This window comes from Streptomyces sp. NPDC096012, assembly GCF_040426375.1.
In the GTDB taxonomy this organism is placed as follows: Bacteria; Actinomycetota; Actinomycetes; order Streptomycetales; family Streptomycetaceae; genus Streptomyces.
On record NZ_JBEOTD010000007.1, the window covers coordinates 191,076 to 206,469 of the forward strand.

Annotated in this window: 15 protein-coding genes; 10 read left to right on the plus strand and 5 right to left on the minus strand. The window is 72.0% G+C overall.

Going from position 1 to position 15,394, the window contains the following annotated elements:
- Positions 1-379: 379 nt before the first annotated feature.
- The 7 genes from ABVB68_RS10550 (at position 380) to ABVB68_RS10580 (ending at position 7,827) form a co-directional block, all read left to right on the plus strand.
- Positions 380-1,435 (plus strand): BMP family lipoprotein, encoded by a 1,056-nt coding sequence (locus tag ABVB68_RS10550; RefSeq protein ID WP_353600641.1) that lies wholly within the window; start codon positions 380-382, stop codon positions 1,433-1,435.
- A 168-nt stretch (positions 1,436-1,603) separates the two neighbouring features.
- Positions 1,604-3,163 (plus strand): ABC transporter ATP-binding protein, encoded by a 1,560-nt coding sequence (locus ABVB68_RS10555; RefSeq protein ID WP_503006067.1) that lies wholly within the window; start codon positions 1,604-1,606, stop codon positions 3,161-3,163.
- Complete coding sequence (locus tag ABVB68_RS10560) at positions 3,160-4,284, plus strand: ABC transporter permease (protein ID WP_353600642.1); 1,125 nt, start codon at positions 3,160-3,162, stop codon at positions 4,282-4,284. Before ABVB68_RS10555 ends, ABVB68_RS10560 begins: the two co-directional genes overlap by 4 nt.
- Positions 4,284-5,570, plus strand: a complete 1,287-nt coding sequence (locus tag ABVB68_RS10565) for an ABC transporter permease (protein ID WP_353600643.1) — start codon at positions 4,284-4,286, stop codon at positions 5,568-5,570. The genes ABVB68_RS10560 and ABVB68_RS10565 overlap by 1 nt, the downstream gene beginning before the upstream one ends.
- Positions 5,567-5,974, plus strand: a complete 408-nt coding sequence (locus tag ABVB68_RS10570; protein ID WP_353600644.1) for a cytidine deaminase — start codon at positions 5,567-5,569, stop codon at positions 5,972-5,974. Before ABVB68_RS10565 ends, ABVB68_RS10570 begins: the two co-directional genes overlap by 4 nt.
- 79 nt (positions 5,975-6,053) lie before the next feature.
- Positions 6,054-7,331 (plus strand): thymidine phosphorylase, encoded by a 1,278-nt coding sequence (locus tag ABVB68_RS10575; RefSeq protein ID WP_353600683.1) that lies wholly within the window; start codon positions 6,054-6,056, stop codon positions 7,329-7,331.
- Positions 7,332-7,440: 109 nt separating this feature from the next.
- Positions 7,441-7,827 (plus strand): STAS domain-containing protein, encoded by a 387-nt coding sequence (locus ABVB68_RS10580; protein WP_353600645.1) that lies wholly within the window; start codon positions 7,441-7,443, stop codon positions 7,825-7,827.
- Here ABVB68_RS10580 and ABVB68_RS10585 read toward each other — a convergent pair.
- Together ABVB68_RS10585 and ABVB68_RS10590 are read right to left on the minus strand one after the other, a co-directional pair.
- The gene (locus tag ABVB68_RS10585; RefSeq protein WP_353600646.1) at positions 7,711-8,724 is read right to left on the minus strand and encodes a sigma-70 family RNA polymerase sigma factor; all 1,014 of its coding nucleotides are present in this window, start codon (positions 8,722-8,724) and stop codon (positions 7,711-7,713) included. The genes ABVB68_RS10580 and ABVB68_RS10585 overlap by 117 nt on opposite strands.
- A gap of 195 nt (positions 8,725-8,919) precedes the next feature.
- The gene (locus ABVB68_RS10590; RefSeq protein ID WP_353600647.1) at positions 8,920-10,230 is read right to left on the minus strand and encodes an MFS transporter; all 1,311 of its coding nucleotides are present in this window, start codon (positions 10,228-10,230) and stop codon (positions 8,920-8,922) included.
- 62 nt (positions 10,231-10,292) lie between these two features.
- Here ABVB68_RS10590 and ABVB68_RS10595 point away from each other — a divergent pair, with 62 nt between their 5' ends.
- Positions 10,293-11,252, plus strand: coding sequence for a LysR family transcriptional regulator (locus ABVB68_RS10595; RefSeq protein WP_353600648.1), 960 nt, complete (start codon positions 10,293-10,295; stop codon positions 11,250-11,252).
- 346 nt (positions 11,253-11,598) lie between these two features.
- On the opposite strand, the gene ABVB68_RS10600 is transcribed toward ABVB68_RS10595, so the two are convergent.
- Positions 11,599-12,360, minus strand: coding sequence for a prolyl oligopeptidase family serine peptidase (locus ABVB68_RS10600; RefSeq protein WP_353600649.1), 762 nt, complete (start codon positions 12,358-12,360; stop codon positions 11,599-11,601).
- 124 nt (positions 12,361-12,484) lie between these two features.
- Between ABVB68_RS10600 and ABVB68_RS10605 the strand changes: the two genes are divergently transcribed.
- On the plus strand, positions 12,485-13,672 hold the full coding sequence (locus ABVB68_RS10605) for an adenosine deaminase (RefSeq protein WP_353600650.1): 1,188 nt from the start codon (positions 12,485-12,487) through the stop codon (positions 13,670-13,672).
- A 151-nt stretch (positions 13,673-13,823) separates the two neighbouring features.
- The gene (locus tag ABVB68_RS10610; protein WP_353600651.1) at positions 13,824-14,207 is read left to right on the plus strand and encodes an ATP-binding protein; all 384 of its coding nucleotides are present in this window, start codon (positions 13,824-13,826) and stop codon (positions 14,205-14,207) included.
- A gap of 77 nt (positions 14,208-14,284) precedes the next feature.
- On the opposite strand, the gene ABVB68_RS10615 is transcribed toward ABVB68_RS10610, so the two are convergent.
- Positions 14,285-14,488: a PspC domain-containing protein gene (locus ABVB68_RS10615; RefSeq protein WP_353600652.1), complete on the minus strand. Its 204-nt coding sequence runs from the start codon at positions 14,486-14,488 to the stop codon at positions 14,285-14,287.
- 110 nt (positions 14,489-14,598) lie between these two features.
- The gene (locus tag ABVB68_RS10620; RefSeq protein ID WP_353600653.1) at positions 14,599-15,159 is read right to left on the minus strand and encodes a VanZ family protein; all 561 of its coding nucleotides are present in this window, start codon (positions 15,157-15,159) and stop codon (positions 14,599-14,601) included.
- Between the last annotated feature and the right edge of the window lie 235 nt (positions 15,160-15,394).

A 15,394-nucleotide genomic window follows, 5' to 3' on the forward strand; every position in this document is an offset into this window, starting at 1 on the left:
CGAGCCGGACGGCCCGCCCCGGCCGGGCGGTAACGCCGCCGGGGCGCCGGGCCGGTGCTCACGGCGGTCGCGCGGCGGCCCGGGCGCCGGGCCGTGGAACCCTTCCCCTGTCCGGCGCAACATGCTGGTGTGTCCGGCGCAACACACTCGTGAGCCATTCGTACACGGGGCGCAACAGTGGCGTGGGAGGGGTTCGAGGCCGAGTTCAGACGCTGTTTGCCTCGAATCGATAACGGCTTCCCTAGAGGGTTTTTTGCGACATCTACGCGCGTTACGATGCCGCGAAGCCGACGCCAATGGGGGCGTCCCGGCTGGAGTGCCGTCAAGGTGCTCCCATCAAGCGCCGACACGGCGCTCAGGTCAGGTGAAGGAGCCTCCCGTGCGCCGGGTAGCCAAGCTTTCCGCTGCGTGTATCGCCACCGCAGCTCTCGCCGTGACTGCCACCGCGTGTGGCAGCACCTCCTCCGACAACGGCAACGACTCGTCCTCCTCGGGCGGCGGCAAGGGCATCAAGATCGGCCTCGCCTACGACGTCGGCGGCCGTGGTGACCGTTCCTTCAACGACTCCGCCGCGCGCGGTGCCGACAAGGCGGAGAAGGAGTTCGGCGGTTCCGTCAAGGAACTGACCGCCAAGACCTCCGACACCGAGGCCGACCGCGAGCAGCGCCTGTCGGATCTCGCGGACGCCGGCTACAACCCGATCATCGCGGTCGGTTACGCCTACGCCCCCTCCATGACCAAGGTCGCCGCGAAGTACCCGAAGGTCAACTTCGGCATCGTCGACTCGGTCGTGAACGGCAAGAACGTCGACAGCATCACCTTCACCGAGGAGCAGGGCTCCTACCTGGCCGGTGTCGCCGCCGCGCTGAAGACCAAGACGAAGCACGTCGGCTTCATCGGTGGTGTGGACGTCCCGCTGATCAAGAAGTTCGAGGCGGGCTTCACGCAGGGTGTCAAGGACACCAACTCCAAGATCAAGGTCGACGCGCAGTACCTGTCGCACGGCTCGGACACCTCCGGCTTCGCCAGCCCCGACAAGGGCAAGGAGGCCGCGCAGGGCATGCTCGACAACGGCGCGGACGTCGTCTACGCGGCGGCCGGCTCCTCCGGCAACGGCTCGATCGAGGCCGTCAGCGGCAAGAAGGGCGCCTGGGGCATCGGCGTCGACTCGGACCAGTACAACATCCCGGGTCTCGCCAAGTACAAGCAGTCGATCCTGACCTCGGTGGTCAAGAACGTCGACGTCGGCGTCTACGACCTCATCAAGTCCGTCCACGACGGCAAGCCGCTGGTCGGCAACAACATCTACTCGCTCGCCAAGAACGGTGTCTCGCTGTCCACGAGCGGCGGGTTCATCAACGACATCCAGCCCAAGCTGGACGCCGCGAAGAAGAAGATCGTCGACGGCCAGATCAAGGTCAAGACCACCCCGTGATCTGAGGGTCCCCGTCGGACCTGAGGCTCGGCGTGGGGGCGCCTTCCGGAGCTCCCCGCCGAGCCATAACAATGTGTCAACTCTACGCGTGTAGCGTGGAGTTGCCGCGCTAGCGTCGCCGACGCCTGCCCCCTCCCCGCAGCCCCTTTTCCCCGAGGAGAGTGCGCCATCAACGCGTCCAGCCCTCCCGCTGCCGTCGAACTGCGCGGCATCACCAAGCGTTTCCCCGGCGTCGTCGCCAACCGCGACATCGACATCACGGTCCGCACGGGCACCGTCCACGCCCTGTGCGGCGAGAACGGCGCCGGCAAGTCCACCCTGATGAAGATCCTGTACGGCATGCAGCAGCCGGACGAGGGCACCATCACGGTCGGTGGTGAACAGGTCACCTTCCACGACCCCGGCGACGCCATCGCCCGCGGTATCGGCATGGTGCACCAGCACTTCATGCTCGCCGACAACCTCACCGTCCTCGAGAACGTCGCGCTGGGCGCGGAGAAGCTGTACGGCATCGGCGGCAGGGCCCGCGCCAGGATCAAGGAGATCTCCGACGCGTACGGCCTGAACGTCCGCCCCGACGTCCTCGTCGAGGAACTGGGCGTCGCCGACCGCCAGCGCGTGGAGATCCTCAAGGTCCTCTACCGGGGCGCCAAGACCCTCATCCTGGACGAGCCCACCGCCGTCCTCGTGCCGCAGGAGGTCGACGCGCTCTTCGACAACCTGCGCGAACTCAAGGCCGAGGGCCTCACCGTCATCTTCATCTCCCACAAGCTGGGCGAGGTGCTCTCCGTCGCCGACGAGATCACCGTCATCCGGCGCGGCACCACCGTCGGCACGGTCGAGCCCCGGGGCACCACCCCCAAGCAGCTCGCCGAGCTGATGGTCGGCAGCGAGCTGCCCACGCCGGAGACCGAGGAGTCCACCGTCACGGACGTCCCGATGCTGAAGGTGGACGGCCTGCACCTGGCGCAGACCGACCTCGACGGCATCGAGCGGATCATCCTGGACGAGGTCTCCCTCACCATCCACAAGGGCGAGGTCCTCGGCATCGCCGGTGTGGAGGGCAACGGCCAGTCCGAGCTGGTCGAGGCGATCATGGGCATGCGCCACCCCGACGCCGGCGTCGTCACGCTCGACGGCACCGACATCTCCCGGGCGCCGACCCGCAACCGCCGCGAGGCGGGCATCGGCTACATCCCCGAGGACCGGCACCGCCACGGCCTGCTCCTGGAAGCGCCGCTGTGGGAGAACCGCATCCTCGGCCACGTCTCCGAGCCGCCCAACTCGCGCGGCGGACTGCTCGACACGAAGGCGGCCCGCGCCGACACCGAGCGGATCGTCCGGGAGTACGACGTCCGCACCCCCGGCATCGACGTGACCGCGGCCTCGCTGTCCGGCGGCAACCAGCAGAAGCTGATCGTCGGCCGCGAGATGAGCCACGCCCCCAAGCTGCTCATCGCCGCCCACCCCACCCGCGGTGTGGACGTCGGCGCCCAGGCGGCCATCTGGGACTACATCCGCGAGGCCCGTCGCGAAGGCCTGGCCGTGCTGCTGATCTCCGCCGACCTGGACGAGCTGATCGGGCTCTCCGACACCCTGCGGGTGATGTACCGCGGCCGCCTGGTCGCCGACGCCGACCCCGCCACGATCACCCCCGAAGAGCTGGGCTCCGCCATGACGGGTGCGGCCACCGGCCACCTGGAGCACACAGAGGACGACGCGCGATGAAGAAGCTGACCTCACGGATCGACAAGGAGCGGCTGGCCCTCGGGATCGCCGCGCCGCTGCTCGCGGTCGTCGCCGCGCTCGTCGTCACCGCCCTGGTGATCCTCGCGACCGGCAAGAACCCCGGCGCCGCCTTCAGCGACATGATGACCTACGGCTTCGCCAGCGACAGCCAGGTCTACATCCTGAACAAGGCGACGACGTACTACCTCGCGGGTGTCGCGGTGGCCATCGGCTTCCGCATGAACCTGTTCAACATCGGCGTCGACGGCCAGTACCGGCTCGCCGCGTTCATCGCCGCCGTCCTCGGCGGCGCGCTGACCGTGCCCGGCTGGCTCGCCATCCCGTTGATCCTGATCTGCGCCATGGCGACCGGCGCCCTGTGGGCGGCCGTGGCCGGTGTCCTCAAGGTGACGCGCGGCGTCAGCGAGGTCATCTCGACGATCATGCTGAACTCGATCGCCACCGCGATCATCGGCTATCTGCTCCAGCCCGGGAAGCTGGGCGAGCTGCAGCAGGGCGGCACCCTCGTCTCCACCAAGCCGCTGCCGTCGGCCTCGTACTTCTTCACCATCGACACCGGCCCGGCCGGCGTCCTGGACGGCTTCGTCGTCATCGCCGTCGTCGTCGGTCTCGCGTACTGGTTCGTGCTCGGCCGCACCCGGTTCGGCTTCGACCTGCGCACGGTCGGCCAGTCCGAGAGCGCCGCCACCGCGAGCGGTGTGTCGGTGAAGAAGATGGTCGCCACCAGCATGATCATCTCGGGTGCGGTGGCCGGTCTGATCGGCATGCCCACGCTGCTGAACGAGAGCCACCAGTTCGACAACAGCTTCCCCAACGGCATCGGCTTCACCGGCATCGCCATCGCGCTGCTCGGCCGCAACAACCCGGTCGGCATCGCGCTGGGCGCCCTGCTCTGGGGCTTCCTGGAGCGCACCACCAACCACCTTGAGTTCCAGGGCTACGACAAGGAGATCCTCGGCGTCATCCAGGGCGTCATCGTCCTCTGCGTCGTGATCGCCTACGAAGTCGTACGACGCTACGGCCTCAAGCGCCAGCAGCAGAAGGTCGGCGCCGAACTCGCCGCCCAGGCCGCCGCGACGAAGAAGCAGGAGGTGGCGTGATGACCGCCACGATGACCGACGCGCCGCCGCCGGCGGCCCCCAAGGCGGGCAACGCCCCCAAGGTCTCCACCCGTTCCCTCGGCACGATCCTGCTGATCGTCGCCGGTGCGCTGCTGCTCGTGGCCGCGGTCCGCGTGATCACCGGGGCCGACCAGCTCGACTCCGCGGGCCAGGTCGCCGCCGCGCTCGGCCTCGCCGTGCCGATCGGCCTCGCCGGACTCGCCGGCCTGTGGTCCGAGCGGGCCGGCGTGGTCAACATCGGCCTCGAAGGCATGATGATCCTCGGCACCTTCGGCGCCGGCTGGATCGGCTGGCAGTCCAGCCCCTGGCTCGGCCTGCTGTGCGGCGTCGGCTTCGGTGTCCTCGGCGGCCTGGTGCACGCCGTCGCCACCATCACCTTCGGCGTCGACCACATCGTCTCCGGTGTCGCGGTCAACCTGCTCGCGCTCGGCACCACCCAGTACCTCGCCAAGCTGTTCTTCGCCGGGGGCAGCGCGGCGGAGGCGGGCGGCAACCCCAAGCAGTCCCCGCCCGCCGACTCGCTGCCGGACATCACCGTCCCCGGGCTCTCGGACGGCCTCGCCTCGCTGGAGAAGCACCACTGGTTCCTGGTCTCCGACATCGCCGGCATCCTCGGCGGCCTGGTGACCAACCTGTCCGTGGTGACGCTCATCGCCGTGCTGCTGTTCGTCGGCAGCTGGTGGCTGCTGTGGCGGACCCCGTTCGGCCTGCGGCTGCGCTCCTGCGGCGAGAACCCGATCGCCGCGGAGTCGCTCGGCGTCAACGTCTACCGCTACAAGTACGCGGCCGTGGCCGTCTCCGGCGGCCTGGCCGGCCTCGGCGGCGCCTTCCTCGCGCTGGTCACCTCCCACACCTACCTGGAGGGCCAGACCGGAGGCCGCGGCTACATCGGCCTCGCGGCGATGATCTTCGGCAACTGGCGTCCCGGCGGTCTGGCGATGGGCGCGGGCCTGTTCGGCTACTCCGACGCGCTGCAGCTGCGCAACGGCGGCGTGACCGTCCACGCGCTGCTCCTGCTGCTGGTCGTCCTGCTCGCGCTGCTGGCCGGCTGGAAGCTGTACAGGAAGGCCGTGTGGCAGGGCGCCGTCAGTGCCGTCATGGCCGCGCTGGTCCTGGTCTGGTACCTGCTCACCGACGAGGTCCCCAGCGACTTCGTGGGTGCCACCCCGTACGTCGTCACACTGCTGGTGCTGTCGCTGTCCGCGCAGCGCCTGCGGATGCCCAAGGCCGACGGCATGCGCTACCGGAAGGGGCAGGGCAAGTGACGGCCGCCCCGGACGCCGGGTTCGACTGGGAGGCGCTGCGCGCCGAGGCGCGGGAGGCCATGTCCCACGCCTACGCCCCCTACTCCGGGTACCCGGTCGGCGTCGCGGCCCTGGTCGACGACGGGCGCACGGTCACCGGCTGCAACGTCGAGAACGCCAGCTACGGGCTCGGCCTGTGCGCCGAGTGCGGTCTCGTCTCGCAGCTGCAGCGCACCGGCGGCGGCCGGCTCACGCACTTCACCTGCGTGGATCGCACGGGCGCCCTGCTCGTGCCGTGCGGCCGCTGCCGCCAGCTGCTGTACGAGTTCGGCGGGGCCGGCCTGTTGCTGGACACCCCCGCCGGGGTCCTGCCGCTCTCCGAGATGCTGCCCCAGGCCTTCGGCCCGGACCATCTCACCCAGTAAGTCCCGTACGGCCCCCCTGACCCGCTCAGGGGGGCCGTGCACTTCGCACCTCCCCGGAAGGAAGCCATCAGCCATGGCCATGGACGCCATCTCCGTCATCCGCAGCAAGCGGGACCGCGCCGAGCTGACCGACGAGCAGATCGACTGGGTCATCGACGCGTACACCCGCGGCGAGGTCGCCGACTACCAGATGGCCGCGCTCAACATGGCGATCCTGCTGAACGGCATGAACCGCCGGGAGATCGCCCGCTGGACGGCGGCCATGATCGACTCCGGCGAGCGCATGGACTTCTCGGCGCTTTCCCGCCCGACGGCCGACAAGCACTCCACGGGCGGCGTCGGCGACAAGATCACGCTGCCCCTGGCGCCGCTGGTGGCCGCCTGCGGCGCGGCCGTCCCCCAGCTCTCCGGCCGCGGCCTCGGCCACACCGGCGGCACCCTGGACAAGCTGGAGTCCATCCCCGGCTGGCGCGCCCTGCTCTCCAACGAGGAGATGCTGCACGTCCTCGACACCACGGGCGCGGTGATCTGCGCGGCGGGCGACGGCCTGGCCCCCGCGGACAAGAAGCTGTACGCGCTCCGCGACGTCACCGGCACGGTCGAGGCGATCCCGCTGATCGCCTCCTCGATCATGTCGAAGAAGATCGCCGAGGGCACCGGCTCGCTGGTGCTCGACGTGAAGGTCGGCACCGGTGCCTTCATGAAGACGATCGAGGACGCCCGCGAACTGGCGTCCACGATGGTCGGCCTCGGCACCGACCACGGCGTGAGGACGGTCGCGCTCCTGACGGACATGTCGACCCCGCTGGGTCTGACCGCGGGCAACGCGCTCGAGGTCCGCGAGTCGGTCGAGGTGCTGGCGGGCGGCGGTCCCGCGGACGTCGTCGAGCTGACGGTCGCCCTGGCCCGCGAGATGCTCGACGCGGCCGGCATCAAGGACGCCGACCCCGCGAAGGCCCTGGCCGACGGCTCGGCCATGGACGTCTGGCGCCGGATGATCGCGGCCCAGGGCGGCGACCCCGACGCCGAGCTGCCCACCTCGAAGGAGCAGCACGTCGTCAAGGCCCCGGCCTCCGGTGTGCTGACCCGTCTCGACGCCTACGACATCGGCGTCGCCGCCTGGCGCCTGGGCGCCGGCCGCGCCCGCAAGGAGGACCCGGTGCAGGCCGGCGCGGGCGTCGAGCTGCACGCCAAGCCCGGCGACACGGTGACCGAGGGCCAGCCCCTCCTCACCCTGCACACGGACACCCCGGAGCGCTTCGACTACGCCCTCCAGGCGGTGACGGGGTCGTACGACGTCGCGGCCCCGGGCACCGACTTCCAGGCCACCCCGGTGGTGCTGGAGCGTATCGCCTGACCCGCGCTTTCATCGTGCGGGTGAACGGGACCGGCGGACCCGGCACCGCCGCCACCCCCACCGGCACCACCGCTGCCGGCATCTCCGTCGGGCGGTGGACGGGGGCGCGATGAGTTCCGGCCGCACCGCCGGTCTACCGCACGTGGATGCCAGAACTCCCGCCGTGCTCGTGCTGCCCGGCCCCGTCAGCCGTGACCGGGTGCCGGGACTGTGTGCCGAGGTACGGGCGCTGCTGGAGGGCGGTGAGAGCGAAGTCGTCGTCTGCGACGTGGGCGGGCTCGGGCCGCCGGGGCTCGGGGCCGTGGACCTGCTGGCCCGGCTGCAGCTGGCCGCCCGCCGGGCCGGCGGGCGGATACGGCTGCGGGACCCCGACCCCGCGTTACACGCTCTTCTCGACCTCGTCGGACTCCGCTTCCAGGTGGAGGGGCAGCCCGAAGAGGGGGAACCAGCGCTGGGTGTCGAGGAAGCAGTGGAATCCGGTGATCCGGCCGTCTGACAGCTCCAGCACCTGCACCGCCCACGGGCTGAACCCGCCGTTGTCCGGGTCCGGCTTGTAGTGCGCGAAGCCCGGCAGGCCGTTGGCCTGGACCGGCAGCAGCCGGGACCCGGCGCAGGAGGCGCCGATGGTGGTCATGAAACCGGTGATGTCCGCCGTGCCGCGCAGCCACAGGTCGAACGGCGGCATCGTCATGATGGCGTCCTCGTGGAGCAGCGCCGTCAGCGCCGCCATGTCGTAGCCCTCGAACGCCTTGACGTACCGCTCCAGCAGTTTGCGCTGCTCCTCGTCGAGCGGGTCGGACACGGCGCCCTCGTCGCCCGAGGCCTCGCGCTCGGCGAGGGTGGCCCTGGCCCGCTGCAACGCGCTGTTGACCGAGGCGACCGAGGTGTCCAGCAGCTCGGCGACCTCGCTCGCCTTCCACGCCAGCACCTCGCGCAGGATCAGCACCGCCCGCTGCTTGGGCGGCAGCTGCTGCAGCGCCGCCATGAAGGCCAGCCGGATCGACTCCTTGGCGACCGCCGCCTCCGCCGGGTCCTGCACCGTCGGCAGCACGCGCGTGTCCGGCATCGGCTCCAGCCAGACGTTGTCGGGGCGGGGCGAGAGCGCCGCCCGGGCGAGCGGGGTGGACTCGGTCAGGTCCATCGGGCGGGCCCGCTTGCCGCCCGCCGTCAGCATGTCCAGGCACACGTTCGTGGCGATGCGGTACAGCCAGGAGCGCAACGAGGAACGGCCCTCGAACTTGTCGTAGCTCCGCCAGGCGCGCACCAGGGTGTCCTGCACCGCGTCCTCGGCCTCGAAGGAGGAGCCGAGCATCCGGTAGCAGTACCCGGTCAACTCGGTCCGGTGCTTCTCCAGTGCGACGTCCAGGTCCGCCGTCGCCGTGCTGTTGCCCATCGTCCACCCACCCCTGTGGCCGTTCTGTCGGCGCGCCCTCGCGCCCCAGCACTTGGGAAGCTACCGCAGCCCACTGACATCGGCCCCAGGAGTGCGGAAAGGCGCAGCTCGGAAGGGGTCGCCTCAGGGAGCCGGGCGGAGCGCGCCGGCGGGCGTAGGCCCCGGGCCCGCCGCCCGGCCGGCCCGGGCTCGGGCTCAGTGTGCCGCGACCGGCTCCCGGCGGGCCGCCACCCGGGCCGCCCGCGAACCGAGGACGGTGATCGTCACGACGCCGAGGACGGCGAGCAGGCCGACGCCGACCGTGCCGGTCCAGCCGTTCGCGTGGAAGGCCATAGCGCCGACCGTGCTGCCGGCGCTGGAGCCGATGTAGTAGGCGGACTGGTAGAGCGCCGAGGCCTGGGCGCGGCCGTGCGTGGCCGTCTTGCTCACCGCCGAGGAGGCGACCGCGTGCCCCGCGAAGAAGCCCGCCGTGATCAGCACCAGGCCCAGCAGCACCAGGGGCAGCGAGGCGGCCAGCGACAGCAGCAGACCCGCCGCCGTCGTGCCGCCCGCCAGGTACAGCGCGCCCCGGCGTCCGAGGCGGCCCACCAGACGGCCCGCCGTGGACGCCGACACCGTACCCACCAGGTACACCAGGAAGATCGAGCCCACGATGCCCTGCGGCAGGCCGAACGGCGCCTCCGTGAGGCGGTAGCCGATCACCGTGTACACGCCGCCGAAGACCGTCATGAACAGCGCGCCGATCGCGTACAGGCGGCGCAGCAGCGGGTCGGAGAGGTGGTCGCGGACCGTGCCGAGCAGGACGCGCGGGCGCAGCGAGCCCGCCTTGAAGTGCCGCGGCGCCGGCAGCAGCAGCCGGAAGGCCACCGCGCACCCGACCGCGAGCGCGCCGATCACGCCGACCGCGATTCGCCAGCCCCATTCCTGGGCCACCCAGCCGGTGATCACGCGGCCGCTCATGCCGCCGACGCTGTTGCCCGCCACGAACAGACCGATCGCGGTGACCAGCGCCTTGGGCCGGACCTCCTCGGCCAGGTACGCCGTCGCGGAGGCCGGCAGTCCCGCCAGCGCCGCGCCCTGCACCGCCCGCAGCGCCACCAGCGCGCCGATCGACGGTGCGAAGGGCACCAGCATCCCGACCGTGACCGCGACGGCCAGCGAGGCCGTCATCACCGTACGGCGGCCGAAGCGCTCCGACAGGGCGCTCATGGGCAGGACGAAGAGGGCCAGTCCGCCGGTCGCGGCCGCGACGGTCCAGCTGGCCTCGCTCGGCGCCACCCCGAACTCGCCGGAGATCAGCGGCAGCAGCGCCTGCGTGGAGTACAGGAGGGCGAAGGTCGCGACGCCGGCGAGGAAGAGGGCGAAACTCATCCGGCGGTAGCCGGGGCCGCCCGGAGTCAGCCGGGAGTCGGTCGCGGACTCGCCGGCCTCGCTCGTGGAGTGGGCGGAGGGGACGGGCGTGACGGCGTCCAAGACGGTGGACGCCCCGGTACTGGCGGGAGACATGCTTCGACCGTAGGTACGGACCGCTCATCCGTCCAATGCATGGAATCGCCATAATCGTTCCCATGGTGCATCAGCAGAGGTCACAGGAGCGGCTGTCACCGTCCGGTGACACAGAAGACATGGCCGAGATGTCGAGGCTGCTCGCGCCCCGGCTCGCCAACTTCGTGGGCGTGGCCCGTACCGAGCACGTCACCCGGGCCGCCCACGAGATGAACGTCCCCCAGTCCACCCTGTCGCGCGCGATGGCCCGCCTGGAGCAGGACCTGGGCGTCGACCTGTTCGCCCGCCGCGGCCGCACGGTCTCCCTGACGACCGCCGGCCGGACCTTCCTGGCCTCCGTCGAGCGGGCCCTGGCCGAGGTCGAGCGCGCGGTCGAGGAGGTCCGCGCGGACGCCGACCCGGCCACCGGCAAGGTCGCCTTCGGCTTCCTGCACACCATGGGCGCGGAGACCGTACCCGGGCTGCTGCACGCCTTCCGCGCCGACCACCCGCGCGTGCGCTTCAGCCTCTTCCAGAACTACGGCGAGGCGATGCTGGAGCGGCTGCGGGCGGGCGGGCTGGACCTCTGCCTGACCTCGCCGGTGCCGGACGCCCCCGACCTGGTCACCCGGCGCCTGGACGAACAGAAACTCCGCCTGGTCGTCCCCGCCGACCACCCCCTGGCCGCCCGGCGCCGCATCCGCCTGGCCGAGGCGTCCGACGAAACCTTCGTCACCCTGGAGCCGGGCTACGGCCTCCGGCGCATCACCGACGATCTGTGCAGCCAGGCGGGTTTCCGCCCGAAGGTCGCCTTCGAGGGCGAGGAGGCGGAGACGCTCAGGGGCCTGGTGGCGGCGGGGCTGGGCGTCGCCCTCCTGCCGCCTCCGACCGTGCCGAGGCCGGGGGTCGTCGAACTGACGGTCACCGCCCCGAGGGCCGCCCGGGAGATCGGCGTCGCCTGGCTGGCCGGCCGCGCGGACACGCCCCCGGTGGCCGCCTTCAAGAAGTTCCTGCTCTCCCGGAGGGGCAACCTGCTGCCCTGAGGGGAGGCCGGCCGCCGAGGCGCGGGCCGCGCCGGCGCGCGGCCCGGCGGCCCCGGCTACGACGGGCTGCACGTGTCCGCGGCCGGGCCCGATGCGCTGTCCCGGGGGGCAGGCCCCACGCGTCCGTGGCCGCATCCGATGCGCCGCCCCGGGTACGACGGGCCCCACGCGTCCGCGGCCGGGCCCGATGCGCTGTCCCGGGGGGCAGGCCCCACGCGTCCGTGGCCGCACCCGATGCGCCGCCCCGGGTACGACGGGCCCCACGCGTCCGCGGCCGGGCCCGATGCGCTGTCCCGGGGGCGGGCCTCACGCGTCCGCGGCCGCACCCGATGCGCCGCCCCGGGCCCTACCGCTTCAGCGACTTGCCGAACCCCGCGGCCAGCGGCATCCGGAGCCCGATCGGCGGCGGCGCGGCCAGCGCGTCCTCCACCGGCCGCGACAGGGGGCAGCCGAACAGGGCCCCCATCACGAAGTCGGAGGCCAGGTTTAGCACTTCGTCCCGGTGGCCGTGCAGCCCATGGCCGTCGGAGTGCACCTCGAACCGGCACACGTCCCGGTTCGCCTTCTTCGCCCGGGCGGCGAACCGGAACGACAGCTCGGGATCGGTGCGCTCGTCGTTGGTGCCGTGCACGATCAGCACCCGGCGCCCCACCAGCTGTCTCACCGGCTCCGCGGGAGCGGCGACGTCGTCCTCCGGCAGCCACGGGGCCAGCGCCACGACGGAGTTGACCGCTTCGTGGCCGCCCGCGCGCAGCGCCGCCCGTCCCCCCATGTCCACGCCGACCAGGCACACCGGAACGTCCCCGTACCGGCGCACGACCTCGTCGGCGGCCCACTCGGCGTCCGCGGCGAGATGGGCCTGGCCGCCGTTCCAGCCGCGGTAGCGGTAGTGCACGGTGTGCACGGCCAGTCCCTGCTCGCGGCCGGCGCGGGCGATGCGGCGGCTCAGGGACCGCACGACGGCCGTCGCCCAGACGGGGGACGGCCTGCGGGCGGAGACCTCCTCCCCGCCGGGGAGCAGCAGCACCGCTCCGCCGACCGACGCCGGCTCCGGGCCGACTGCCTTTCCGAGCCCGGCCGTTCGGACCGGCGTCACTTGCTGTCCCATGACAGAACAGTGTCAGAAGGCGCGGTGTACGAAACCCGTACGTGCGGTCACCGTTGCGTATCGACGGAAAAGTGACTCCCGCGTACACCGCACGCTCTACGCGCGTAGGCAGTAGGGTGCGGAAATGACGAGCCAGACTGCACCGACCGGGTCCGCCCCGGCGAATGTGCCGGCGCACGCTCCGACGCCGGACCAGATCCGCCGGGCGCCCAAGGTTCTGCTGCACGACCACCTCGACGGCGGGCTGCGCCCGGCCACCGTCGTCGAACTCGCCCGCGAGAGCGGCTACTCGCAGCTTCCCGAGAGCGATCCGGACAAGCTCGGGATCTGGTTCCACGAAGCCGCCGACTCCGGCTCGCTGGAACGGTATCTGGAGACCTTCAGCCACACCGTCGGCGTGATGCAGACCCCCGAGGCGCTGATCCGGGTCGCGCGCGAGTGCGCCGAGGACCTCGCCCGGGACGGGGTCGTCTACGCCGAGGTGCGGTACGCGCCCGAGCAGCACCTCGAAGGCGGACTCACCCTGGAGCAGGTGGTCGAGGCCGTCAACGAGGGGTTCCGGCAGGGCGAGCGGCTCGCCCGGGAGGACGGCCACCGGATCCGGGTCGGCGCGCTGCTGACCGCCATGCGGCACGCGGCCCGCTCCCTGGAGATCGCCGAACTCGCCAACCGCTACCGGGACTCCGGCGTGGTCGGCTTCGACATCGCCGGCGCCGAGGCCGGCTATCCGCCCACCCGGCACCTCGACGCCTTCGAGTACCTCAAGCGCGAGAACAACCACTTCACCATCCACGCCGGTGAGGCCTTCGGGCTGCCGTCCATCTGGCAGGCGCTGCAGTGGTGCGGCGCCGACCGGCTCGGGCACGGCGTGCGGATCATCGACGACATCGAGGTCCGCGAGGACGGCTCGGTCCGGCTCGGCCGGCTCGCCTCCTACGTCCGGGACAAGCGGATCCCGCTGGAGCTGTGCCCCAGCTCCAACCTCCAGACCGGGGCCGCGCCCTCCTACGCCGAGCACCCCATCGGGCTGCTGCGCCGACTGCACTTCCGGGCCACCGTGAACACCGACAACCGGCTGATGTCGCACACCACGATGAGCCGGGAATTCGAGCATCTCGTCGAGGCGTTCGGTTATACGCTCGACGACCTGCAGTGGTTCTCCGTCAATGCGATGAAATCAGCGTTCATTCCTTTCGATGAACGACTCGCGATGATCAATGACGTGATCAAGCCCGGATACGCCGAGTTGAAATCCGAATGGCTGTTCCAGCAAACGGCGTCGACCAGCGGTTCTGGCGCTCGGCAGGGCTAGTTCCCGGGCGATCTCCGGCACGGGATGCGGACGCGTCGTCACAAGGCGTCCGCATTTCGGTGTTTGCGGCGGGCGGCTCGGCATGTTTACGGTCGTGGACCGCTCAGATCGTTTTCTGATCCCCGTCTCCGCATTCAAGGACGCATTCACGATGAAGCAGTCTGCCGCCAAGACCCTCGGTGTCGCCGCACTCGGTGCCGCCTTCGCCGCCGCCGGTGCGGGCGCGGCCACCGCGGCCCCGGCCGTCCCGGACTCCGCGCAGACCCTGGACGCCGTCACCAAGACGCTGCCGCCCGCCCAGATCGTCGAGGCGCTGCCCGACAGCGGTGCGCTGAAGCAGGTCAAGCCCGTTGCCGCCCGGGGCGCCGAGGCCGCGATGCCGGCCGTCGGAAAGGGTCTCGCCGCCGCGCAGCCGGTCGCCGAGAGCGTCATCGCCGAGGGCCCGACCAAGCCGGTCGCCGGCCTCCTGGGCGGACTGCCGCTGAAGGGCCTGCCCACCCACGGTCTGCCGGTGAACGGGGTCCCGGTCGGCTGAGCCCGGCTTCCCCGCGACGCCGTCGGGGCGCCCCGGTCCGTCCCGGGGCGCCCCGACGGCGTCCGCGTGTGCGGGGCTCACCAGGCGGTGGTGCGGGCCCGGTCCTCCGAGGGCAGCAGGATCCACAGCGCTATGTAGAGCAGGAACTGCGGGCCCGGCAGCAGACAGGACAGCAGGAAGATCACCCGCATCGTCGTCGCCGAGGTGCCGAAGCGCCGGGCCAGCGCGGCGCACACTCCGCCGATCACGCGGCCTTGGGTGGGGCGGGCAAGCGCGGTCATGAGGGCTCCTTGGTGGTCTCCGGCCCGCTGCCGGGCCGCCTGCGGGGCCGCCCCGGTGGCGTCCCCAGCTGTCTTCCACGGTACGGAGACGAAGCGGGCGAAGCGTCGCTCTACGGGGCGATCCCGACCCTGGGAATCGTCGGGGTACGACCCTGAGCCAGGCCCTCCGGCACCATGACCGGCTCCGCCTCGGCCTGCTCGGACCCCTCGCGGCGCCGCAGCCGGGCCCGGCACGCCGGGACGACCGCCAGGTGGGCGAGCAGGACCCCGAGGGTGTTCAGCAGCACCGAGTCGACGTCCACCACCCGGCCCGGGACCCCGGTCTGCAGCAGGGCGATGCCGAGGGACAGCAGGGCGCCCGCGGCCGCCGTACGCACCAGGGAGGCGAGCGGGGAGACGGTCAGCCTGCCGTGTGCCAGCGGCAGCAGCACCCCCAGCGGGGCGAGCAGCACCAGCCCCTCGGCGAGGGGTCTGACGGCGGCCGGCCAGCCCAGCGCCAGGTCGGCCCGGATGCCCGCCAGCGGACGCAGGTTGGGGGGCATCACCCAGGGCACGTCCAGCGGTCGCAGCATCAGCCAGGCGACGAGAGCCAGGTGGGCGACGAGGAGAACACCCCCCGTCACACGGATGCGGATCGCGGCGCTGCCGCCGATGGAGCCTTGACGCTGCACGCCCCCCTAGACGCAGCGCCGGGCACGATCGGTTCCATACCGCCCGGTCTCCTGACCCGTTCCCTGCGCCGTGGCCGGGAACGGGACCACGGCGGGCGGACGGAACCACGGCGGGCGGACGGAACCATGCGGGACGGAGGCCCGACGACCTGCCGGACCGCGACGGACGCGGCCACGGCGACCGCCCGGCCGTCCGCGACCTGCGCGGCCACGGCGGCGCCTGCCGGCCTGCGAC